This is a genomic window from Ruegeria marisrubri (assembly GCF_001507595.1).
GTDB classification, from domain to species: domain Bacteria; phylum Pseudomonadota; class Alphaproteobacteria; order Rhodobacterales; family Rhodobacteraceae; genus Ruegeria; species Ruegeria marisrubri.
Window position 1 is genome coordinate 42921 of sequence record NZ_LQBQ01000037.1, and the last position, 22299, is coordinate 65219.

Here is a 22299-nt window from a genome sequence, read left to right on the forward strand (position 1 = left end):
CAATGACAATCAAAGAGATTTTCGAGACCATGGAATACGGACCCGCCCCGGAAAGCGCCGCCGAAGCCCTGGCGTGGCTGGGCGATCAGGGCGGTGCGTTCGGCCATTTCATCGACGGGGCCTTCACCAAGCCGGGCAAAGGGTTTGAAAGCCGCAACCCGGCCACGGGCGAGGTTCTGGCCAAGCTGACCCAGGCCACGCAGGCCGATGTGGACGCCGCCGTCGCCGCCGCGCGCAAGGCGCAGCCCAAATGGGAAAAGCTGGGCGGCCCGGCCCGCGCCCGCTACCTCTATGCCATCGCGCGGCTGATCCAGAAACACGCCCGCCTGTTCGCGGTGCTGGAGACCTTGGACAACGGCAAGCCGATCCGGGAATCGCGCGACATCGACATTCCGCTGGTGCAGCGGCATTTCTACTATCACGCGGGCATGGCCCAGCTGATGGAAAGCGAACTGCCCGACGCGCAGGCGCTGGGGGTCTGCGGCCAGATCATCCCGTGGAACTTCCCGCTGCTGATGCTGGCGTGGAAAGTGGCCCCGGCGCTGGCCATGGGCAACACGGTGGTTCTGAAACCCGCCGAATACACCTCGCTGACGGCGCTGCTGTTTGCCGATATCTGCCGGCAGGCCGGGCTGCCCAAGGGCGTGGTCAACATCGTCACCGGCGACGGTGCGGTGGGCGAGATGATCGTGAAGGCGGACGTGGACAAGATCGCCTTCACCGGCTCGACCGAGGTGGGCCGCCGCATCCGCGAGGCCACCGCCGGGTCGGGCAAGTCGCTGACGCTCGAGTTGGGCGGCAAGTCGCCCTATATCGTCTTTGACGACGCCGATATCGATTCAGCCATCGAAGGTCTGGTCGATGCGATCTGGTTCAACCAGGGCCAGGTCTGCTGCGCGGGCTCGCGCCTGCTGGTTCAGGAGGGCATTGCCGAGCGGTTCCATGCCAAGCTGCGCGCCCGCATGGACAAGCTGCGCGTCGGCAACCCGCTGGACAAATGCATCGACGTGGGCGCCGTGGTGGACCCGGTGCAGCTGCAGACCATCACCTCGATGGTCGATGGCAACTCCGCCGGTCAGGTCCACCGCGCCACCTGCGAACTGCCCGAGAACGGCTGCTATTACCCGCCGACGCTGATCACCGGGCTGGAGCCCTCGGACCCGCTGATGCAGGAGGAGATCTTTGGCCCGGTTCTGGTCTCGACCACCTTCCGCACCCCGGCCGAGGCGGTCGAACTGGCCAACAACACCCGTTACGGGCTGGCGGCCACGGTCTGGACCGAGAACGTCAACCTTGCGCTGGACATCGCGCCCAAGCTGGTCGCCGGCGTGGTCTGGGTCAATGCCACCAACCTGTTCGACGCGGCTGCGGGCTTTGGCGGCGTGCGCGAAAGCGGTTTTGGCCGTGAAGGTGGCTGGGAAGGGCTGGCCGCCTATACCAAGTCCAAGGGCAAAACCAAGCATCTGGCGAAAATCGAACCTGTCGTGGGCGAAGGCGGCCCGGTCGACCCCATCGACCGCACCGCCAAGCTGTATGTCGGCGGCAAGCAGGCGCGGCCCGATGGCGGCTATTCCCGCGCGGTGTGGGGCAAGGCGGGGCTGCTGGGCCATGTGGGTCTGGCCAACCGCAAGGACGTGCGCAACGCGGTTGAGGCCGCGGCGGGCGCAAAGGGCTGGTCCAAAACCACCGGCCATCTGCGGGCGCAGATCCTGTATTACATCGGCGAAAACCTCTCGGCCCGCGCCGCCGAGTTCGCGCATCGCATCGACGCGATGACCGGCCGCAGGGACGGCGCGAAAGAGGTCGAGGCCGCGATCCAGCGCCTGTTCACCGCCGCCGCCTGGGCCGACAAGTATGACGGCCAGGTGCATGGCGTTCCGATCCGGGGCGTGGCGATTGCGATGAAGGAACCGGTGGGCGTGATCGGCGCGCTCTGTGCCGACGAGGCGCCGCTGCTGGGTCTGGTCTCGGCCATGGCCCCGGCGATCGCGATGGGCAACCGGGTGGTTCTGGTGGCGTCCGAGCCCTATCCGCTGGCGGCCACCGACTTCTACCAGGTGCTGGACACCTCGGACGTGCCCGCCGGCGTGGTGAACATCCTGACCGGCAGCCACGCGGAACTGGCCAAACCGCTGGCCGCGCATCTGAACGTGGATGCGGTCTGGTCCTTCTCGTCGTCGGACCTGTCGGGCCAGATCGAGAAAGCCTCGGCCGGGAACCTGAAACGGACCTGGGTGAATAACGCGACGGCATTTGACTGGAGCGTGGACCACACCCGCCGCTTCCTGCAGGCTACGACAGAGGTCAAGAACATCTGGGTGCCCTACGGAGAGTAGGGCTCCCGCATCAGGGGAGGCTCTGCATGGACTTTGCGGGAAAGACGGTCATCGTCATTGGTGGCACCAGTGGCATCAACCGGGGCATCGCCGAGGCCTTCGCGGCCTCGGGCGCGAAACTGGCCGTGGCCAGCCGCTCGCAGGACAAGGTGGACGACACGGTCGCGGCGCTGAAGGCGGCGGGCGCGGCCGAGGCCATCGGCGCGGCCTTCGACGTGCGTGACCCGGATGCGGTCGCGGCGGGGCTGCAACAGTTCCACGCGGCGCTGGGTGACTTCGACGTGCTGGTTTCGGGGGCGGCGGGCAACTTCCCGGCGCTGATGGCGGAGATGTCGGTCAACGCCTTCCGCACCGTGGTCGAGATCGACCTGATGGGCACCGTGCATGTGCTGAAGGGCGCCTATCCCTATCTGAAACGCCCCGGCGGCAACATCATCAACATCTCGGCCCCGCAATCCTACCTGCCCTACGAGGGCCAGGCCCATGTCTGCGCGGCCAAGGCCGGGGTCGATCAGATCACCCGCACCCTGTCGATGGAATGGGGCGTCGAGGGCATCCGGGTGAACTCGGTGGTGCCGGGCTTCATCGAGGGCACCGAGGGCGCCAAGCGCCTGGCCCCCACCCCGGACGCGGGCGCGCAATTGCTTCGGGACGTGCCGCTGGGCCGCTGGGGCACCCCGCAGGACGTGGCCAATGCCTGCCTGTTTTTGGCCTCGGACATGGCCAGCTATGTCAGCGGCACGGTTCTGGCCGTGGACGGGGCGCTGTATCAGCGCGGCTCGGGCCAGTTCGGCCAGATGATGGGACAGATGCTGCGCAGCATGGCCGGCAAAAAGCGCTGATCCAATTGGGTTGTGTTGTTGAAACTGAAGCAGTACCGAGACCGCATTTGAACGGTTTCGCCAATTCAGGTTGCTAGGATAACCGCAACCGGCTCTAATTAGGGAATGTCAAAAATACTATTGCCCGCCCGAGACATTTCCGACTGGAAAGGCCTGTTGGCAGACCCTGAAAAGCAGTGGAAACCTGGATATTCGGCTATGGCCACCGCCCGTTCATGGATGTCCGCAGACGGTTTGCCACCCGAGATATCCGCGTTGTTCGAGAGTGACCCTGAGTTAATCTTTGCCGTGCCTGAGCATAAAGTTCCGTTGCCCGGGGGTCGGCGCGATAGCCAATGCGACGTGTTTGCTCTGCTTCGCGCTCAAGACCAGACTGTGGCGCTGGCGGTAGAGGCAAAGGTCAACGAACCGTTTGACAGAACTCTGGGCGACTGGCTTGCCGACGGCTCCGAAGGCAAGAAGCAACGCTTGCAAGCCATCTGCGACTATCTTGAGTGCCCTGAACCGCCTGCTGACTTGCGCTATCAACTATTCCATCGATCAGCGGCGGCAATCATCGAATCGAAACGACTGAAAACCGACGCCGCGGCGATGGTTGTTCAGTCGTTTTCGCAGGAACACAGATGGTTCGATGATTTTGCGGCTTTCTGCGCGTTTCTCGGAACAGAAAGTGAAAGAGGTGTTCTGCACAAACGCCTCCTTTCGGACGGACGCTCCCTGATGTTGGCATGGGTCACGGGCGCCGAGCGCCACTTGGACACCCCCTAACTCATCTCAGTTCGTTGTCTCCAGCCCCACCGGCTTGCCGACGACGGTGAAATGCAGCCCTTCGGGGTCGAGCAGTTCGCGCGCGACGCGGTTGATCTCGTCCAGCGTCACCGCGTTCACCTTGTCGTTGCGGGTGGCGATGTAGTCGATCGGCAGCCCCTCCATCTGCATCCCCACCATGATCCCCGCGATCTGCGCGTTGCCGTCGAACCGCAGCGGGTAGGCGCCGGTCAGATAGGTCTTGGCGTCCTGCAACTCTTTCTCGGTGACGCCTTCCTCGGCGGCGCGTCTCCATTCGGCGCGGATCACCTCGATTGCCTCGGCGATGCGGTCATTGGCCGACGCCACCGACCCCAGATAGACCGAGGCCAGATCCTTGGGGACCAGATAGGAATAGACCCCGTAAGTCAGGCCACGCTTTTCGCGCACCTCCTGCATCAGGCGGCTTTCAAAGCCCCCGCCGCCGAGGATGTGGTTCAGGATGTAGGCGGCAAAGAAATCCGGGTCGTCCCGGTCGATGCCCTTTTGCGCGAACAGGGCCACCGATTGCGGCGTATCGAACTCCACCACGGAAACGCCGCCGGAAATGTTCACCTCGGCCTTGCCGGGAATGGGTGCCCCGGTTTCGGGCAGATCGGCCAGCAGCGTATCCAGCAGCACGCCCAGTTCCTCGGCCGTGATGTCGCCCACCGCCCCGACATAGAGCCTGTCCTTGGCAAAGACCCCGCGATAGGCCGCCACGATGTCGTCGCGGGTCAGGGCCGAGACGCTCTCGATCGTGCCTTTGCCCTCGGACCCATAGGGGTGTTCGCCATAGGCCATTTTGGCGAAATGCCGGCTGGCGATCTTGTTGGGGTTGGTCTCGTCGGATTTCAGCCCGGACAGGACCTGCGCCCGCACCCGGTCGATCGCGTCCTGATCGAAACGCGGCTCGTGGATGGTGGTGCGCAGCAGGTCCACCACCTGATCCCGGTTCTCGGTCAGGAACTGCGCCGAGATCGCAACCGAGTCGTCGGTGGCGTTGTAGGAGAACGAAGCGGCCAGCGACTCGAGTTCACGCGCATAGCTGCGCGCATCCATGTCGCCCGCGCCTTCCTCGAGCAGGCCGCTCATCAGGTAGACCGCGCCGCGCTTGTCCGGGTCATCCAGCGAGGTGCCGCCGCGAAACCGGATCTCGAGCGCGGTGAAGGGGATGGAGTGTTCCTCGACCAGCCACGCCTTGATGCCCTTGGGCGAGGTGACCTCCTGGATCTGGATCTCGGCCCAGGCCGGCAGGGCCAGCAACAGGGCGGCCACGAATGTTGCGATTGCCTTCATTGCGTCACCTCCTCGTCGCGCATCAGCCAGCCGGTCACCGAGGCCTCGGGGCGCAGAAACTCGCGGGCGGCGGCGAGGATCTCGTCGCCGGTCACCGCCTGCAGGATCTCGGGCCAGGCCTGCACGTCCTCGACCGTCAGGCCGCTGGCCAGCGCCTGCCCGTAGCGGTTGCCGATGCCGTCCACGTTGTCGCGGGCATAGATCAGCGAGGCGCGCAGCTGCATCTTGATCCGGTCCAGATCCTCCTGCTTGACCCCCTCGGCCAGAAACTCGGCCATGGCCTGATCCATCGCCGCTTCGGCCTCTTGCAGGGAAACGCCCTCGGCCGGAACGACGATCAGGTCAAAGGTGGTGTCGTCCAGCGAGACGCCCCGGTACCACGACCCGGCATAGACCACCTTCTGCGCGTCGAATTGCAGCTTTTCGTTCAGGTAGGACGTGGTGCCGCCGCCCAGCAGTTCGGCCAGCAGGTAGAGCGCCGCCGCCGTTTCCTGATCGCCCGGATCGCGTTCCGGCACCAGATAGCTGCGCTGGACATAGGGTTGCGAAACGCGGGGGTCCTTGTAGATGAGGCGGCGTTCGGCGGTCTGGGGCGGCTCCTGCGAGCGGTAGCGTTCGGGCAGGTCCGGGTTGGCGGGGATCACGCCGTAGTGTTTCTCGGCCAGCGCCCTGACCTCCTGCGGGTCCACGTCGCCGGTGACCACGAGGATCGCGTTGTTGGGCGCGTAATAGGTGCGGTAGAAGGACAGGGCGTCGTCCATGTCCAGCTCTTCCATCTCGTGCTTCCAGCCGATGACCGGCACGCCATAGCGATGGTTGAGAAACTGCGCCGCGTTCAACTGCTCGCCGAACAGCGCCCGCGGGTTGTTCTCGGTGCGCTGGTTGCGTTCCTCGAGGATCACGTTGCGCTCGGTGACGATGTCATTCTCGGTCAGGCGCACGTTGCGCATCCGGTCCGCCTCCATCCGCATCATCAGCTCCAGCCGGTCGGCGGCGACGCGCTGGAAATAGGCGGTGTAGTCGTAGGAGGTAAACGCGTTGTCGGTGCCGCCATTGGCCGCGACCGTGGCCGACAGCTCGCCCGGCGCCATCGTGTCGGTGCCCTTGAACAGCAGGTGTTCGAGGAAATGCGCCACGCCCGATGAGCCCACGGGTTCATCAGCGGACCCGGCCCGGTACCAGACCATGTGCTGCACGACCGGCGCGCGGTGATCCTCGACCACCACCACCTCCATGCCGTTGTCGAGCGTGAAGGTCGTGACCGCCTCGTGCCCGTTATAGGCCAGAAGCGGAGTCGCGAAAACTAGGGCGGCTGAAAGCACCAGGGCCCGGACCATGCGGCATCCTCCGTGTCGGTTACCCGGGTAAACCTACGGCCCGCGCGTGCAGGTTCAAGTGCGCTGACGGAAAGTTAAGAATTATTCACCGAATGGCGGCGCCGAAGGCGTGGCGAATCCCTGCCGCCGGAGCGCGTCGGTCTGCTTGTAGGGATCAAGCGATTCCCTGCGATAGGCCTGCGCATAGCGATCCACCGGGAACAGGCGGATGCGGGTGAACCGGCCCTGCCGCTTGCGGAACTCCTCGTCCTCTTCCGCCACGACCTGCCGTGTGTTGGGCGCCACGCCATACCGGCTTGACGCCACGACCAGGGCCTGATCCTGCGACGGGATGCCCTTGTTCGGGTCCAGCGCCGTGGCGCTTCCGCCCAGCGCCACGACGGCATCGGCCTTGGGCGTCGGGTCGGTCAGGTTGGAGCCGCCGGGCGTGGGCGCAGGCAAAAAGCTGTAGTCGTTGGGATTCGTCAGCGGCTTGACCGGCAAAATCCCGAACTCGTCCGGCCCCGGCCCTTGCGGCCGAATGTCCTTGAGCCCCTTGTTCGAGCAGCCCGACACCGCGATGGCAGCGGTCACAACGATTGTCGCCAGCGGTATCCGCATGGTTGTCTCCAGCCTGTTTCAGGCGCTTTTATCCCATTTCCGGCGGCCCGTCACGAGGGCTTTTTGCCGTCGAACAGCATCAGCCCCAGCGCACCGGCGAAAATGAACACATCGGCAAGGTTGAACACGAAGGGATTGTCGATGCCGCAGCAGGACATGTTCAGAAAGTCCAGCACATAGCCATAGAGCACCCGGTCCAGCACGTTGCCCAGCGCGCCGCCGATCAGCAGGCCACCGCTGATCAGCATGACCGCAGAGCGCGGCGCCCGGCTCAGCCAGACGAAAACCGCGAGGCTGATGGCCACAGACAGGCCGATCAGGACCCAGCGGGCGGTGTCGCCGTCACCCTGGAACAGGCCGAAATTGATGCCCCGGTTCTCGCCGTAGCTGAACACCAGCAGCGGGGGGAACACGTCGATGGGGCCGCGCTGCGCCACGCCCATCACATGCACGACCAGATACTTGCTGACCTGGTCGAGCAGAAAGGCCAGCGCCCCGGCCCAGAAGAGCGCGCGATACCGCATCAGTGGCGGAAATGGCGCATGCCGGTGAAGACCATGGCAAGGCCCGCCTCGTTGGCGGCCTTGATCACCTCTTCGTCACGCATCGAGCCGCCCGGCTGGATCACGCAGGTGCCGCCCGCGGCCGCGGCCTCCAGCAGGCCGTCCGGGAAGGGGAAGAACGCATCCGACGCAACCGCGCAGCCCTTGGCGAGGCTTTCTGGCAACCCCAGTTCCTTGGCCATGCGCTCGGCCTTGGCGGCGGCCACGTTGGCGCTGTCGAGGCGGCTCATCTGGCCCGCGCCCACGCCCACGGTGGCGTTGTCCTTGACATAGACGATGGCGTTGGACTTGACGTGCTTGGCGACCTTCCAGGCAAAGAGCAGGTCCTGCATCTGCGCCTCGGTCGGGGCCTTTTCGGTCACGACCTTGAGATCCTCCATGCCGACATAGCCGACATCCTTGTCCTGCACGAGCATACCGCCCGCAACCTGCTTGTAGGCCACGATCGGCTGGCGCGGATCGGGCAGAGCCTCGGTCAGCAGCAGGCGCAGGTTCTTCTTGGCGGCGAATATTTCCTTGGCCTCATCCGATGCGCCCGGCGCGATCACCACCTCGGTGAAGATCTCGGTGATCCTGGCGGCGGTTTCCGCGTCCAGCGGCCGGTTCAGGGCGACGATGCCGCCGAAGGCCGAGGTACGGTCGCAGTCGAACGCCTTCTGATAGGCCTCGGCCAGCGTGCCGGCCCTGGCCACGCCGCAGGGGTTGGCGTGCTTGATGATGGCGACGGCGGCGCTTTCGGCCGGGTCGAACTCGGCCACCAGTTCATAGGCGGCGTCGGTGTCGTTGATGTTGTTGTAGCTCAGTTCCTTGCCCTGCAGCTGCACGGCGGTCGCCACGCCGGGACGGTTCGAGCCATCGGTGTAGAAGGCCGCCTTCTGGTGGCTGTTCTCGCCATAGCGCAGCGTCTGTTTCAGTTCGCCGGCAAAGGCGCGGCGGCGGGGGGCTTCGAGTTCCAGCGCGCCGGCCATCCAGTTCGACACGGCGGCGTCATAGGCGGCGGTGCGGGCATAGGCCTTCTGCGCCAGCTTGCGGCGGAATTTCGGGCAGGTGGCGCCGTCATGCTGGTCCATGTCACCCAGCAGCTTTTCGTAATCCTCGACATCCACCACCACGTTGACGAAGGCATGGTTCTTGGCGGCGGCGCGGATCATCGCGGGGCCGCCGATGTCGATGTTCTCGATGCACTCGTCCCAACCGGCGCCACGGGCCACGGTGGCCTCGAACGGGTAGAGGTTCACCACCAGCAGGTCGATCCCACCGATGCCGTGCTGTTCCATCGCCGCCACGTGGGCGTCGTTGTCACGCAGCGCCAGAAGCCCGCCATGCACCATCGGGTGCAGCGTCTTGACCCGGCCGTCCATCATCTCGGGGAAGCCGGTCACCTCGGACACGTCCTTGACGGTCAGGCCGGCGTCGCGCAGCGCCCTGGCGGTGCCCCCGGTCGAGAGCAACTCGACCCCACGGTCCGCCAGAGCCTTGCCCAGCTCGATCAGTCCGGTCTTGTCGGATACGGAAATCAGCGCGCGGCGCACGGGGTGAAGTTCGGTCATGGGTCTCGGGGTCCTTGTGCGGATCAGTCGAATTCGGGCTCATCCCGGTTCAGGTCGCGTATCGCGGCCGCAGTATCCTGCGCCTTGCTCAGCGTCCACCGGATGCGCGTCGCATACTCCATTGCGCGCCCGGATAGAACGATCTGTTTTGTCGCGCGTGGTTTCAAACGGCCCTTTTCAAGGTAAACGCTTGGCTGCAATGACAGTTTTCCGCCGCCATCATGCCGGAAGACCCAGATCTCGCCACTTTTGAGCGCCATCGACACCGCAGCGCCGCCCAGATCAAGGGCCGCATCGACCTCGGGATGCAGGTGCAGACGGATGTCGAAACCGATTCCGGCCAGCCCCGAGGCGTCCATGGCCTTGTCGAACTGCCGCTTGGCGGCGTCGTCCATCGCGAGCAGCAGATCCTCGCCCGTCAGGCTTCGCCCGTCAAAGCTCAGCTCCAGCGCCCTTGCATGGGTCAGTCCGAACACCTTGGCATAGCCGTCATGCGCCCCCTGGAAGCGGGTGGCGTGCTCGGTTTCGTCCAGTTCGACCGGAACGCTGACGGGCCCGCCGACCAGGGCCTCGTTCGCGGTGCCCCTGAGCGGCGGGCTCAGCCGCGCGCTGGAATAGCCGTCCAGGCACAGGGTCGAATGCGATGGCGTGGCCCGCCCGGCGCGACGCCATTCCAGGCCAAAGCTTTCACCCGAGCCGCAATTCACGATCAGCGGACGACGCCCGGAGGTCAGTTCGAACGCCAAGGTCGAGGCGTGCGCATTGTACGAGGCCTTGCCGGAGGGCGGCGGGCTGGCATCGACGATCACACTTGTGCGGCCGGCGGACAGGCGCGCGTATCCCATCGACAACCCGGTCGGATGCGTCGGCCTGACCCCGCTCTGGGCCAGCGCGTGATCCAGCCGCCCGTCCAGTCCGCGCCCGCCCCCGTGGAACCGCGCCAGCCCGCCATCGGCATGGCGCAGCGCGCGCAGGGTCGGGGCGATCCGGCGGATCGCAGCGGCATGGGCCGGGGGCGCCCCTCGCCCGGCATCGTGCAGGGCCGTTTCCGTCCAGGTGAGAAGGGTGAAGACCTCGAGCAGCTCCTCGGGGTTGCGGGTGGGCAGGCCGCCCTGCGCGTCGATCTGGCTGTCGCATTCCCGCGCCAGCGCCCGCACCGCCGGATCGGCCATGTCCTCGAGACCTTCCAGCGCCAGACCGGCGTGGATCAGCCCCGCCAATGCCTCGAAGCGCGGCAGCCCCGGCGTTGCGGCGTGCCAGCGTTTCGACAGGAACCAGGTCTGCTGCGCCAGCGAGCGAAAGAACCGCTCGCTCTGCGCGGGTTCGACCCCGCGCAGCAGAAACAGGCCATGGTTGATCCAGCGGATCAGCCGGCGGCCGGTCAGATCGGGCGCCCAGCCCGGCCCGCGGCCGCGTCCATGCGCCTCGATCCAGCCCCAGAGCCATCGCTGCGCCTGTTCGCGCGCCCGTGCGTCGCCGACGGCGGCCAGATCGTCGAGCCAGGCAAAGCCATGGCGCTCGTCATCAAAGGCGGCGTTCGGCGCCGCGACCTCCCACAGGCCGCTGTCCTGCGACTCGACCAGATAACCCGCGAACATGAGGTTCCCGGCCAGCAGCTGACGCCCGCGCGCGAAGGATCCCACCGTGCGCGGATCCGGCTGTGCGACAAAGCCGCTGACCGCCTTCTGCCGCTGGCTCAGACGCGCGTAGAGACGGTTCTGGAACCGCACCCACCTGGTCGCCATGGTTTCCGGACTGGACATCTGCGCTGCTCTGCCTCTCACGCTCTTCGGGCGTTTGCTGCCGAGGATAGCGGGTGATCCTGGCCGAGTCACCGAAAAGCGTCGGTCGTCAGCCCGCTTTGCGCAGGCAGGCGATGTAGAAGCCATCCATGCCGCCGCGTTCCGGCCAGTAGTCCGGGCGCAGGCGCAGCCCGCCTTCCTCGGTGATCCAGCCGGGCTCGACCCCCGGCAGGTCCAGCGCCGCACGATCCACGCTCATGTCGGCGAAGAAATCCAGCGCCCCTTCGACCTGCACCTCGCCCTCGTCCGGCAGCAGCGAACAGGTGCAAAAGACCAGCCGTCCGCCCGGTTTCAGCAGGCCCCAGGCATGGGCCAGCATCAGCGATTGCAACTCGATCAGACCGCCGAATTCCGATCCGTCCTTGGCGTGCGGCAGGTCGGGATGGCGCCGGATGGTGCCGGTCGCCGAACAGGGCGCGTCCAGCAGGATGGCGTCATACTGGCCCTCGTGTTCCAACGCATCGCCCACGATCAGCTCTGCCGACAGCCCCGTCCGCTTGAGATTCTCGCGCAGGCGGGCCATCCGCGCCTCGGAAATGTCCAGCGCGGTCACCCTGGTCCCGGCCGCGGCCAGTTGCATCGTCTTGCCGCCCGGCGCGGCGCAGAGATCCAGCACCCGCTCGCCCGGTTTCGGGGCCAGCACCTTGGCCGGCAGCGCCGCCGCCGCATCCTGCACCCACCAGTCCCCAGCGGCGAACCCCGGCAGGGCGGAAACCTGCCCCGCCTCGTGCAACCGGATCGAGCCCGTGGGCAGAACCTCGCCATCCGGCCCCGTGACGCCGGGTTTCAGCGTCAGGTCCAGCGGCGCGCCGGCGAAATGGGCGCGTTCCATCCCCTCGACCGCTTCCTTGCCCCAGGCCTCGATCAGCGGGCCGCGCAGCCACTCGGGCAGGCGCGGCACGCGCATGCGCGGCCACGCCTCGGGGCCTTCGTCGGCGACCTTGCGCAGAACCGCGTTGACCAGCCCCTTGAGCCGCCCGTGCTTGCGCGAGCGGCCGACGATCTCGACCATGGAATTGACCACCCCATGCGCCGCCGCGCCGTGGCACAGTTCGACCGTGCCCAGCCGCAGAGCGTTTCGCACGGTCAGGTCCGGGGTTTTCCTGAGATGGTTTTCCAGCAACCGGTCGGCGCGTTCCAGTCCCCGCAGGGTTTCGATGGCCAGCCGCTGGGCGCGGGCGCGATCCTCGGGGTCGAGCCGGTCCAGGGCGCCCGCCGCCAGACATTCCAACAGCAGCTTGCCCTCGCCCAGAACCTGATCCAGCAGGTAGATCGCGCTGCGCCGCGCCGTGGTTGCGCTGTCTGCCATGTGGCCGCCTTTTTGACTGTGACTCCTGCCCGCATTGCCTTGGGCGGACGCGGGCGTATATCAGGGGTACGCACGGAAAGGAACCCAGAGCCATGAGCGACGCCAGCAAAGATCTCCCTCCTGCCGCCCAGCGCGCACTGGCCGAGGCCGAGGAACGCCGCAGACAGGCCGAGGCCGAGGCAAAACCGATGCCGAAGGAACTGGGAGGCCGCGACGGCCCGGACCCGGCCCGCTATGGCGACTGGGAGAAGAAGGGCATCGCGATCGACTTCTGAGCGCGGGTTCAGTTCCGGGGCCAGCGCGGGACGAGGGCGCAATCCACCTGCGTCGCGCGCGGGAACTCGACCCCGTCCATCGCCGCCCGCTGCCCGCAATAGTGCCGTTTGCAGGCGTGTTCCGGGTCGCTGACACGAACCCCCTGACCGGGCGTGGCCTGCAATTCGAGCTGGCACAGCGACCCGTCATACAGCCGTTCCTGATACACCCACCCGTTGCCGGACGGGCTGACCGGGCCGCCGATCGCGCAGAGATGCCCGCTGGGGAACCACAGTTCCAGTTCGAAATCCCCGCGGCCGGTTCCGTCTAGATCCAGCCGCAGCGTGCCATCCGCATCTTTGAAACAGTAACCCGTCACCTGTGCGGCCTGAGCCCTTGGCGCGGCCGAGGCCGGAGCGCAGGGGATCTGCGACAACCGCCAGCCCTGCCCGGCGATGTCGTCGATCCGCCATTGCCCGTTCACGGCGGTGAACTCGTAGATGACATGCGCGGGTTGCCCGAAGTTCCGGAACTCCGCATGAACGATGCGGCGCGCGCCCTGGGCCTCGGTGCGCAGTCGGATCGTCCGCAGGATTTCGGCAGCGTCATAGTCCTGCCCCGGCACTTCGAGGGCAAAGTCGATGCAGGCAGAGGCCAGATCGCCCCCATGGCTGTCATTAGCCGCGAAGAACCGCGCCATCCGGTGTGAAAAATAGCGATCCCGGCGGTCGGGGGCGGAAAGATAGGCGATGCCGTAGGAACCGGGTTGCGCAAGGGACAGGTAAATCCATTCGACGATCTCCTGCGGGCTTTGTGCCGCGAGCCTCACCGCCGCCAGAACGTTCAAGGTGATCGCAAGAAACAGGCTTTGCAGAAATGCGGACATGAAAAAATCTCCGCAACGATGATAGCGCGAAATGCGGCGGTCTCAAAACGCCGGGGGCGGGCCGGTCACCCGGCCGACCGGAGCGTGTCGAGAAAGTCCGCGATCAGCGCCCTGAGTTTTCTGGACTGCACCCGCTCGTCGGGCCAGGTCACCCAATAGCCGTCCCGTGTCGTCATTTCCGGCAGGTCGAGACGCCGCAGCCGCCCGGATTGCAGCAGGTTCCGCGCGAGGGGAAGCGAGCCGAGCGCCACGCCAAGCCCCTGCTGCGCCTCCGTCAGCGCGTGTTCCATCGAATCGACGCTCAGCAGCGCCGGGCCGGGTTCCGGCTGTCCCGATAGGCGGGCCCAGTCCCGCCAGCCCGGCCGCTCGCCGCGCAGTTCGATGACGGGCGCGCCCCACCCCACCCCCGGCGCGGCCATCGGCGCCAGCACCTCGGAGGTGATCAGACCGGCCTCGCGCCCCGGCCAGACGCCGCGGCCAAAGCGGATCTGCAACCATGTGCGTTCCTCGTCCAGCGACGAGCGGCGCGCGACGGAATCGGTGACCAGACGCACGCCGGGATGGCGTTGCTGGAAACCGGCCAGGTTCGGAAACACCAGCGCGTTGACGTGCGAACCCAGCCCGGCCACCCGCAGCTGGCGCGGGGCCTTGCCGAACAGGTCCTCGGTGCTGCGTTCCAGCGCCGATAGGCTTTCCTGCACCAGGGGCAGATAGCTTTCCCCTTCGACCGTCAGCGATACCCCGCGCGCCTCGCGCACGAAGAGCGACCGGCCGAGCCAGGCCTCGAGGTTGCCGATGCGCTGGCTGACGGCGGCCTGCGTCAGCCCGAATTCGCGCGCGGCGGCCGAAAATCCGCCCAGACGCCCCGCCGCCTCGAAGACGCGCAGCCAGTCCAGCGGCGGCAGGCCGGTCTTTTTCTTATCCATAAGTTTTTCCAACCCTCAGCCGGAATAAGGATTAATTGTGGTAATGCCACGGGAAAGCTATGTCCTCAAGGACAACCGCGCCGAACAGGAGCCCCCGATGCTGCACGCCGCCACTCATGACCCGTCGGTCGTTACACTTGATTTCGCCAACGGCACCCGTGCCCGTTTCCACGCCATCTGGCTGCGCGACAACGCGCTCGACCCCGAAACCCGCGACCCCGGCAACGGCCAGCGCCTGATCACCATCGGCGACATTCCCGCCGACACGTCGGTTTCAGCGGCTGAGGTCGTCGAGGGCGATCTGCGGGTCACGTTCCAGCCCGAGGACAAGACGGTCACTTTCCCGGCAAGCTGGCTGGCCGATCACGCCTATGACCGGGAGATGAGCCACGCAAAGGGCTGGATCGCCCCCGGGATCACCACGTGGGATGCCAGCATCGAAGCGCCCGGCGCGGACTGGGCCGAGGTGCACCGGAGCACCGCCGCCAAACGCGCGTGGCTGGCCGCCGTCGCGGAATACGGCTTTGCCAAGCTGACGGGCGGCCCGACCGAGCCGGAATCGCTGCTCAAGGTCGCCGACCTGTTCGGCTATGTCCGTGAGACCAATTACGGCCCCTATTTCGAAGTGCGCACCGAGGTGAACCCGACCAACCTGGCCTTTACCGGGCTGGGGCTGCAGGCCCATACCGACAACCCCTACCGTGACCCGGTTCCGACGCTGCAGATCCTCTACTGCCTCGAGAACTCGGCGAAAGGCGGGGATTCGATCGTGGTGGACGGGTTCCGCGCCGCCGAACGGCTGCGCGAGGAAAACCCCGAAGGCTTCGCGCTGCTCGCGGGCTATCCGGCCCGGTTCGAATACCGGGGATCGGACGGTGTTTGCCTGCGCTCGCGCCGCCCGATGATCGAGCTTTCCCCCGACGGACAGCTGATCGGGATACGGTTCAACAACCGGTCCGCCGCGCCGCTGGTCGATATCCCCTTCGACCGCATGGAGGCCTATTACGCCGCCTACCGCCAGCTTGCCGGCTATATCGACGACCCCGCGATGGGCGTCTCCTTCAAGCTGGAGCCGGGCGAAAGCTTCATCGTCGACAACACCCGCGTCCTGCACGCGCGTACGGGCTATTCCGGCGCGGGGTCGCGCTGGCTGCAGGGGTGCTATGCCGACAAGGACGGGTTGCTTTCGACCCTCGCCGCGCTCGACATGACCCAGCCGGAGGCCGCCGAATGAAACCCGATTTCTCGACCCTGACCCGGGACAACATCGTGGCCTTCCTTGCCGACATCTTCGAGCGCCGCGGCGGCGAGGAGTATCTGGGCGAGCCCGTCACCATGGCCGAACACATGCTGCAAGGCGCCACCATCGCCGAGCAGAACGGCATGCCCGAGGACATCATCGTGGCGGCGCTGCTGCATGACATCGGCCATTTCACCTCCGAGTTCGGCACCTTCACCATGGAGGACACCGAGGACCGCCACCACGAGGACGCGGGCGCCGAGGTGCTGGCGCCGTTCTTCCCCTCGGTGGTGACCGACTGCGTCAAGTACCATGTGGCGGCGAAACGCTATCTCTGCGCCACCAGGCCGGACTATTTCAAGCGGCTCTCCGAGGCCTCGATCCACTCGCTGAACCTGCAGGGCGGGCCGATGAGCGCCGAGGAGGTGGCCGAGTTCGAGAAGAACCCCAATCTCGAAAAGATCATCCAGGTGCGCTATCTGGACGAGGCGGGCAAGCGGGCCGACATGGAAACCCCCGGCTTCCGGCATTTCGCGCCGATGGTGCAGCGCATCGTGGATGCGCATATGGGGGCGGTATGAGCGCGCCGGAATACATCTTCGAGGCCAGTTCGAAACCGTCGCTGCCGTGGCACGAGGTGCCGCTGATCCGGGCCACCGAGGAGAACGTCAAGGGCTATGGCTGCCTTGTCGATAACCCCGAGAACTTCAAGATCGAGATCGTGCGCTGGCCGCAGCAGGGCTGGCGGCCGATCGACGAGGGCACGGGCGACGAGGGCGGCTGGGTCGAGGGCACTTTCCGCTGCGACTGGCGGGGCGATGTTCTTTACGGCGAGAACGAGGCCGTGAAAGGCCACTATGTTCTGGGCTGGTCCGCCGACCCTCAGCAGGCGCAGACCGACCGCCGGACGGCCCCGCGCGATCAGGTGCTGCTGTGGCACATGAACTATCACCCCGATGGCGGGCAGATGTTCTGGCCGCTTGACAACAAACCCTTCATCGTTCCCGCCGCCCTGCCCGGAGACAACCTGACCCCGGACAAGATGGTCGCCTTCTGGTGTGACGGGTCGCGCGGGCTGTATATCCATCCCGGCATCTGGCACGAGGGCATTTTCCCGGTCGAGGACAGCCAGAGGTTTCTCGACCGGCAGGGCCGCGTACATGCCCGCGTCAGCGCCGATATCGGCCAGGAGTTCGGCGTCTATCTGGCCTGCCCGCTGCGGGCGGACAGGGTCAGGGATCTCTGACGGGTCAGTTGCTGGCGATCCAGACGGCCGCCCCGCCGAGGGCCGAGGCGGTCAGGCGGTTGAATCGGCGCATCGCGGACCGGTTCTTCACGGCGGCGCGGGCGCGCTCGGCCGCCATGACATAGACCGCAAAGACCGTCCCCAGAACCAAGACGACGGCAAGGCACAGCGACAGGATCAGAGGCGCGGACAGATGTTCGGGGCTGACGATGTTCGGCAGCAGCGCCAGATAGAACAGCATGGCCTTGGGGTTGCCCATCGTGACCGAAAACCCCGCCAGCGCACGGGCGACGGCCCGCTGTTCCCGAGGTTGGGCAACGGCCCCGCCTGCGCCTACGGGCGCGCGCCAGATCCGCCAGGCCAGATAGCTCAGATAGGCGACGCCACTCCATTTGATCGTCAGAAAGACAAAGGGCAGTTTCTGCGCCACCAGCGCCAGACCGCTGAGGGACAGGGCCAGCCAGACCAGATCGCCCGCGATGATCCCGGCGCAAAACCAGATCGCCCGGCGGGCGCCACCCGCCAGAACGGTCGCAACCAGCGCGGCAAGGCCCGGCCCGGGCGTCACGGCAGCCATCGACAGGGCCGCCACGAAAACCCAGAAATCCCATTCAAGACCCAATTCTATTCCTCCTCGATCAGCTTGTGGCTGTCTTCCGCGGTCAGGTCCAGCCCATAGGCCGTCCGTATCTGCGCGATGAAGTCCAGCGTGTCCTGCCCGAAGGGCGCGCGCCCTTCGAAGCTGTGCAGCACGATCCCCTCGATCAGGTCGCCCAGCCCCATGTCGTGACGCTCGGCCACGGCCTTGAGCACTTTCAGGATCCTCTTTTCGATGCGCACACCGGTCTGCACGCGCTCGACCTTTCGGTTTCCGGTGGCCATCAGCGCCTCCCTTTACAGATCATTTGGTACCGTGGTACCAATGATTCTCTTCCCCGGCAAGGACAATACTCATGGACAAGGCAGCAGCCGGCCGCGCGGTCGAAACGGCCCGGCCCGACAACATTCGCGGGATCCTCTGGGCGTTGCTTGCCACCGGCCTGTTCGCCGTGGTCGCCGCCCTGGCCAAGGTCGCGGTCGCCGAATATCACGTGCTGCAAATCCTGTTCTTCCGGCAGATCGTGGTGTTCCTGTCGACGCTGCCGACCATCGCCGGATCTTTACCCGAAAGCCTCGGAACCCGGCACCCCGGCAAGCACGCCATTCGGCTGGCAGGCGCTTTCATCGCCCTGTCCACCAGCATCTGGGCGGTGGCGGTTCTGCCCTTGACCACGGCCGTCACGCTGGGCTTTGTTCAGGTCTTTTTCGTCGCGCTGCTGTCGGCGCGCTTTCTTGGCGAGCCCGTGGGCCGGTTCCGGCTGTCCCTGATCGCTGCCGGGTTCCTCGGCGTCGTCATAGTCATGCAGCCGGGCGCCGGCGGGTTTGCAGACCCTTACGCCCTGATCCCGGTTCTTGGCGCGTTCGGGGCGGCGATGGCCGTCATTTCCGTCCGCCAACTGTCGCAGACCGAATCGACCGCCACCCTGCTTGTCTACCAGTCCGTCTTCGTCGGCCTTCTGGCAGCCCTGCCGCTACCCTGGGTCTGGACAACCCCGGATCTGGCCGGGCTTCTTCTGCTGGTCTCGATGGGAGTCGTGGCGACGGCTGGGCAATGGGCGGGCGTCAGGGCGCTGCGGCTGGGCGAGGCCAGCGTGATCGGCAACATCCAGTACATGCAGCTGATCCATGCCGCCATTCTGGGATTCGTGCTGTTCGGCGAAATCCCCTAAGCGCCGACCCTGATCGGAGGCGCGATCATCGTCGGCTCGGCGCTTCTGCTGTTTCACCGGGAACAGCAGCTTAGGAAAGCGCAGAGGGGCTGATCACAGCCCCAGCACGTCCACCATGTCATACTGGCCGGGCTTCTGCCCCTGCCCCCACAGCGCGGCCTTGAGCGCGCCGCGGGCAAAGATCGCGCGGTCGGTCGCCACATGGCGCAGCACGATCCGCTCGCCAGGGGCCGCGAACAGCACGTCATGTTCGCCGACGATGTCCCCGCCCCGGATCGCGTGGAAGCCGATATGGCCACGTTCGCGCGCGCCGGTGATGCCGTCGCGGCCGCGGTCGGCGACATCGGCCAGTTGCACGCCCCGCCCCTCGGCGGCGGCCTCGCCCAGCATCAGCGCCGTGCCCGAGGGCGCATCGACCTTGTGACGGTGATGCGCCTCGATCACCTCGATGTCGAAATCCTCGTCCAGCGCCGCGGCGACCTTTTTCGTCAGCTGCACCAGCAGGTTGACCCCAAGGCTCATGTTGCCGGCGCGCACGATGACCGAGTGACGCGCGGCAGGTTCCAGCGCCGCGATCTGCGCGTCGCTCATGCCGGTGGTTCCGATCACATGCACGCAGCGCGCCTGCGCCGCCAGACCGGCAAATTCGACCGTCGCCTCGGGCGCGGTAAAGTCGATCACCGCCTGCGCCTTTGCAAAAGCCTCGAGCGGGTCGTCGGTGACGGTGACGCCCAGCGGCTGGCCGCCCATCGCCTCGCCCACGTCGCGGCCGATCCAGTCATGGCCCGCGCGCTCGACGGCGCCCACCAGCCGGGCCTGATCGCTCTCTGTCACGGTGCGGATCAGCATCTGGCCCATGCGGCCCGATGCCCCGGTGATGACGATGCCTGGTATATGGGTCATGGCGCGGTTTCCTTCTCAATTCGGCTCAAAGCCTCCTACCCGGTTCGGGGCCGCTTGGCAAAGCCCCGGTTTCGGCTTAGATCGAAACCATGGCTAAGAACAAATTCCACGATGGCCCCGGCCCCTCGCAACGGCAGCTGCGGGTCGGCGAACTGATCCGACGCACCCTGTCGGAGGTGCTGGCGCGCGGCGACGTGCATGACCCCGACCTCAACCGCCTGTCGATCACCGTGGGCGAGGTGCGCACCTCGCCCGATCTCAAGATCGCCACGGCCTATGTCCTGCCGCTGGGCGGCAAGGGGCAGGAGGACGTGCTGCAACTGCTGGCGCGCAACAAGGGCGAACTGCGCCGCGTCGTCGGCAAGAAGGTCGGCCTGAAATTCGCGCCCGATCTGCGGTTCCGGCTGGACGAGACCTTTGACAGGCTGGACGACACACGCCGCATGTTCGAACAGGACGCGGTGCGCCGCGATCTGGACGAGTGATCCGGGCCTTTCTGGCGCTGGCAGCGGCCCTGTGGGCGGCCGATGCGGCCGCGGTTGAGTGCCGCGACCTGACCCATGACGGCAACCGCTATACCGTCTGCGAGGCGGATGCCGACGCCGAGGACCTGCGCCTGTTCCTGAATGATTCCGAGGGGGATCTGCTGGGCCAGTTCTCGGCGGTCAACGCCGAACTGGCCGGCGAGGGCCGGCAGCTGGTCTTTGCCATGAACGCCGGCATGTATCACGACGACCGCTCGCCCGTGGGCCACTATGTCGAGAACGGCGCCGAGGTGATGCGGGTGATCGCCAATCCGGGCCCGGGCAATTTCGGGCTGCTGCCGAACGGCGTCTTCTGCATCCGCGACGGTCGTGCCGACGTGATCGAGACGCTGCGATTCGTGGAAACCGCGCCCGAATGCCGTTTCGCCACCCAGTCCGGGCCGATGCTGGTGATTGACGGCGAACTGCACCCTCGCTTCCTGCCCGACTCGACCTCGCGCTACATCCGCAACGGGGTCGGCACCAGCGCCGATGGCAAGCGCGTCGTCTTTGCCATCTCGAACGACTATGTGACCTTCCACGAATTCGGCAGCCTGTTCCGGGATGTGCTGAAGACGCCACAGGCGCTCTATTTCGATGGCAAGGTCTCGCGCCTCTATGCACCGCAGTTGGGCCGGTCGGATATCGGCTTTGCCCTCGGTCCGATCGTGGGCATCGTCGAGGCGATGCAGTAATTCTGCAAACCGCACGGCACCGCCTGCGCCCTTGCCAAATTGACAGCGCCCGACCGATCCGCTAGGTCGCGCGCCTCGGCAGAATTCAAGGTGCAGCATGGGACGCAAACGCAAGGGTCGCGACATTTCCGGTTGGCTGGTGGTGGACAAGCCCGCGGGCATGACCTCGACCGCCGTGGTGAACAAGGTCCGCTGGGCGCTTGACGCCAGGAAGGCGGGTCATGCCGGCACGCTGGACCCCGAGGCGACCGGCGTTCTGGCGGTGGCTCTGGGCGAGGCGACCAAGACCGTGCCCTACGTCACCGACGCGCTCAAGGCCTATACCTTTACCGTCCGGCTGGGACAGGCCACCAACACCGACGACGCCGAGGGCGAGGTGATCGCCGAAAGCGACCGGCGCCCGACGGATGACGAGATCAAGGAGGCGCTGCTGCCCTTCATTGGCGAGATCATGCAGGTTCCGCCGAAATTCTCGGCCGTCAAGATCGACGGCCAGCGCGCCTACAAGCTGGCGCGCGAGGGCGAAGAGGTCGAGATCGCGGCCCGCCCACTCTGGGTCGAGGAACTGGTGATGGTGGATCGCCCCGACCCCGATCACGTGGTTCTGGAAATGACCTGCGGCAAGGGCGGTTACGTCCGCTCGATCGCCCGCGATCTGGGCGAGGCGTTGGGCTGTTATGGCCATGTGCGGGAACTGCGGCGCATCTGGTCGGGTCCGTTCGACGCCGAGGACGGCCTCAGCATCGAGCAGATCGACGAGATGGCGAAAACGCCCGCGCTGGACGACTACCTGCGACCTCTGGAAGAGGGGCTGGCGGATCTGCCCGAACTGAAATGCACCCCCGAAGGCGCGGTGCGGCTGCGCAACGGCAATCCCGGCATGGTGCTGGCCTCGGACGTGGAGTATGGCGACGAGGCCTGGGCCTCGTTCGAGGGCAAGGCCGTGGCGGTCGGCATCTACAAGGCGGGCGAGCTGCACCCCAGCCGGGTGTTCAACACCTAGGACGGGTGCTGGTAGAACACTTTCGACACGATCATCCACGCCCCGTTGTGTTTCAGCAGGGTCAGCATGTCGTCGAAAAGCATCCCCAGCCAGTAATTCTCGATCTGGACCGAGGCCATGTCCCCGACCATGTGGATCGACTTGATGCGGAACCACGGGTCGGGATCGGGGTTTTCCACCATGTCGGCCACCACGGCGATGAAGGCCTCGGTGTCGTCCCATTCCAGCCCGCCTTCGAAATGGCCGATGCTGCAGGCCTTGGGATGCATCACCCGGCGCAGCTTTTCGGCATCGGCATTGCACATGCCCTCGACGTAATCACGGACGGTGGCGACGATTTCGGAATACTGGTCAACGCTTTTCATCATACGAATCTCTCGCTCTGAACGGTGCAAGGCTAGCATGAGTCCGCGAAACAGGATACGAAG

Annotated in this window: 24 protein-coding genes; 11 read left to right on the forward strand and 13 right to left on the reverse strand. The window is 66.2% G+C overall.

Translation table 11 applies throughout. The features are described from left to right. Positions 1-2: 2 nt before the first annotated feature. From AVO45_RS16760 to AVO45_RS16770, 3 genes are all read left to right on the forward strand, one after another. On the forward strand, positions 3-2336 hold the full coding sequence (locus AVO45_RS16760; RefSeq protein ID WP_068349359.1) for an aldehyde dehydrogenase family protein: 2334 nt from the start codon (positions 3-5) through the stop codon (positions 2334-2336). A 26-nt stretch (positions 2337-2362) separates the two neighbouring features. Further along, entirely contained in the window at positions 2363-3178 is an 816-nt protein-coding gene (locus AVO45_RS16765; protein WP_068349361.1) for an SDR family oxidoreductase, read from the forward strand. A 105-nt stretch (positions 3179-3283) separates the two neighbouring features. Beyond that, entirely contained in the window at positions 3284-3946 is a 663-nt protein-coding gene (locus AVO45_RS16770) for a DUF6946 family protein (RefSeq protein ID WP_068349362.1), read from the forward strand. Positions 3947-3952: 6 nt separating this feature from the next. On the opposite strand, the gene AVO45_RS16775 is transcribed toward AVO45_RS16770, so the two are convergent. The 7 genes from AVO45_RS16775 to AVO45_RS16805 all read right to left on the reverse strand — a co-directional run bounded on the left by AVO45_RS16775 (position 3953) and on the right by AVO45_RS16805 (position 12424). Further along, a complete protein-coding gene (locus AVO45_RS16775; RefSeq protein ID WP_068349364.1) occupies positions 3953-5263 on the reverse strand; it encodes a M16 family metallopeptidase in 1311 nt (436 codons plus the stop codon). Next, complete coding sequence (locus tag AVO45_RS16780; RefSeq protein WP_068349366.1) at positions 5260-6600, reverse strand: M16 family metallopeptidase; 1341 nt, start codon at positions 6598-6600, stop codon at positions 5260-5262. The genes AVO45_RS16775 and AVO45_RS16780 overlap by 4 nt, the downstream gene beginning before the upstream one ends. Positions 6601-6681: 81 nt before the next feature. After that, positions 6682-7200, reverse strand: a complete 519-nt coding sequence (locus AVO45_RS16785) for a DUF3035 domain-containing protein (RefSeq protein ID WP_068349368.1) — start codon at positions 7198-7200, stop codon at positions 6682-6684. A gap of 50 nt (positions 7201-7250) precedes the next feature. Then, positions 7251-7724, reverse strand: a complete 474-nt coding sequence (gene lspA, locus AVO45_RS16790; RefSeq protein WP_068349369.1) for a signal peptidase II — start codon at positions 7722-7724, stop codon at positions 7251-7253. Continuing rightward, positions 7724-9313 carry a bifunctional phosphoribosylaminoimidazolecarboxamide formyltransferase/IMP cyclohydrolase gene (purH, locus tag AVO45_RS16795; protein WP_068349371.1) on the reverse strand — a complete coding sequence of 530 codons (1590 nt, stop codon included), beginning with the start codon at positions 9311-9313 and terminating at the stop codon, positions 7724-7726. Before purH ends, lspA begins: the two co-directional genes overlap by 1 nt. 23 nt (positions 9314-9336) lie before the next feature. Continuing rightward, positions 9337-11076, reverse strand: coding sequence for a heparinase II/III family protein (locus AVO45_RS16800; protein ID WP_068349373.1), 1740 nt, complete (start codon positions 11074-11076; stop codon positions 9337-9339). 88 nt (positions 11077-11164) lie between these two features. Continuing rightward, positions 11165-12424, reverse strand: a complete 1260-nt coding sequence (locus tag AVO45_RS16805; RefSeq protein ID WP_068349374.1) for an RsmB/NOP family class I SAM-dependent RNA methyltransferase — start codon at positions 12422-12424, stop codon at positions 11165-11167. Between the two features lie 92 nt (positions 12425-12516). Here AVO45_RS16805 and AVO45_RS16810 point away from each other — a divergent pair, with 92 nt between their 5' ends. Next, positions 12517-12699: a DUF1674 domain-containing protein gene (locus tag AVO45_RS16810; protein ID WP_068349376.1), complete on the forward strand. Its 183-nt coding sequence runs from the start codon at positions 12517-12519 to the stop codon at positions 12697-12699. Positions 12700-12707: 8 nt separating this feature from the next. Here AVO45_RS16810 and AVO45_RS16815 read toward each other — a convergent pair whose 3' ends face one another. Together AVO45_RS16815 and AVO45_RS16820 are read right to left on the reverse strand one after the other, a co-directional pair. Next, the gene (locus AVO45_RS16815; RefSeq protein WP_068349378.1) at positions 12708-13565 is read right to left on the reverse strand and encodes a hypothetical protein; all 858 of its coding nucleotides are present in this window, start codon (positions 13563-13565) and stop codon (positions 12708-12710) included. 65 nt (positions 13566-13630) lie between these two features. Then, positions 13631-14491: a LysR family transcriptional regulator gene (locus tag AVO45_RS16820; RefSeq protein WP_068349379.1), complete on the reverse strand. Its 861-nt coding sequence runs from the start codon at positions 14489-14491 to the stop codon at positions 13631-13633. Positions 14492-14588: 97 nt separating this feature from the next. Between AVO45_RS16820 and tmpA the strand changes: the two genes are divergently transcribed. Genes tmpA through AVO45_RS16835 form a run of 3 tightly spaced genes read left to right on the forward strand, consistent with a single transcriptional unit; the run spans position 14589 to position 16977 of the window. Continuing rightward, positions 14589-15725 carry a 2-trimethylaminoethylphosphonate dioxygenase gene (gene tmpA, locus AVO45_RS16825; protein ID WP_068349617.1) on the forward strand — a complete coding sequence of 379 codons (1137 nt, stop codon included), beginning with the start codon at positions 14589-14591 and terminating at the stop codon, positions 15723-15725. Then, a complete protein-coding gene (gene tmpB / locus AVO45_RS16830) occupies positions 15722-16312 on the forward strand; it encodes a (R)-1-hydroxy-2-trimethylaminoethylphosphonate oxygenase (RefSeq protein ID WP_068349382.1) in 591 nt (196 codons plus the stop codon). Before tmpA ends, tmpB begins: the two co-directional genes overlap by 4 nt. Further along, complete coding sequence (locus AVO45_RS16835; RefSeq protein WP_068349383.1) at positions 16309-16977, forward strand: ureidoglycolate lyase; 669 nt, start codon at positions 16309-16311, stop codon at positions 16975-16977. Before tmpB ends, AVO45_RS16835 begins: the two co-directional genes overlap by 4 nt. Positions 16978-16981: 4 nt before the next feature. Here AVO45_RS16835 and AVO45_RS16840 read toward each other — a convergent pair whose 3' ends face one another. Then, a complete protein-coding gene (locus AVO45_RS16840) occupies positions 16982-17599 on the reverse strand; it encodes a LysE family translocator (protein ID WP_068349385.1) in 618 nt (205 codons plus the stop codon). A gap of 2 nt (positions 17600-17601) precedes the next feature. After that, positions 17602-17859 (reverse strand): hypothetical protein, encoded by a 258-nt coding sequence (locus AVO45_RS16845; RefSeq protein WP_068349387.1) that lies wholly within the window; start codon positions 17857-17859, stop codon positions 17602-17604. Positions 17860-17930: 71 nt separating this feature from the next. On the opposite strand from AVO45_RS16845, the gene AVO45_RS16850 reads away from it, so the two are divergent. Then, entirely contained in the window at positions 17931-18746 is an 816-nt protein-coding gene (locus AVO45_RS16850) for a DMT family transporter (RefSeq protein ID WP_240482162.1), read from the forward strand. Between the two features lie 93 nt (positions 18747-18839). Here the strand turns inward: AVO45_RS16850 and dapB are convergent, their stop codons facing one another. Continuing rightward, a complete protein-coding gene (gene dapB / locus AVO45_RS16855; protein WP_068349389.1) occupies positions 18840-19649 on the reverse strand; it encodes a 4-hydroxy-tetrahydrodipicolinate reductase in 810 nt (269 codons plus the stop codon). 89 nt (positions 19650-19738) lie between these two features. Here dapB and rbfA point away from each other — a divergent pair, with 89 nt between their 5' ends. The 3 genes from rbfA (at position 19739) to truB (ending at position 21871) form a co-directional block, all read left to right on the forward strand. Next, the gene (gene rbfA / locus AVO45_RS16860; RefSeq protein WP_068349391.1) at positions 19739-20134 is read left to right on the forward strand and encodes a 30S ribosome-binding factor RbfA; all 396 of its coding nucleotides are present in this window, start codon (positions 19739-19741) and stop codon (positions 20132-20134) included. Continuing rightward, entirely contained in the window at positions 20131-20868 is a 738-nt protein-coding gene (locus tag AVO45_RS16865; RefSeq protein ID WP_240482163.1) for a phosphodiester glycosidase family protein, read from the forward strand. The genes rbfA and AVO45_RS16865 overlap by 4 nt, the downstream gene beginning before the upstream one ends. A 97-nt stretch (positions 20869-20965) precedes the next feature. Then, entirely contained in the window at positions 20966-21871 is a 906-nt protein-coding gene (truB, locus tag AVO45_RS16870; protein WP_068349393.1) for a tRNA pseudouridine(55) synthase TruB, read from the forward strand. Here truB and AVO45_RS16875 read toward each other — a convergent pair. After that, positions 21868-22236, reverse strand: a complete 369-nt coding sequence (locus AVO45_RS16875; RefSeq protein ID WP_157770194.1) for a nuclear transport factor 2 family protein — start codon at positions 22234-22236, stop codon at positions 21868-21870. The genes truB and AVO45_RS16875 overlap by 4 nt on opposite strands. Between the last annotated feature and the right edge of the window lie 63 nt (positions 22237-22299).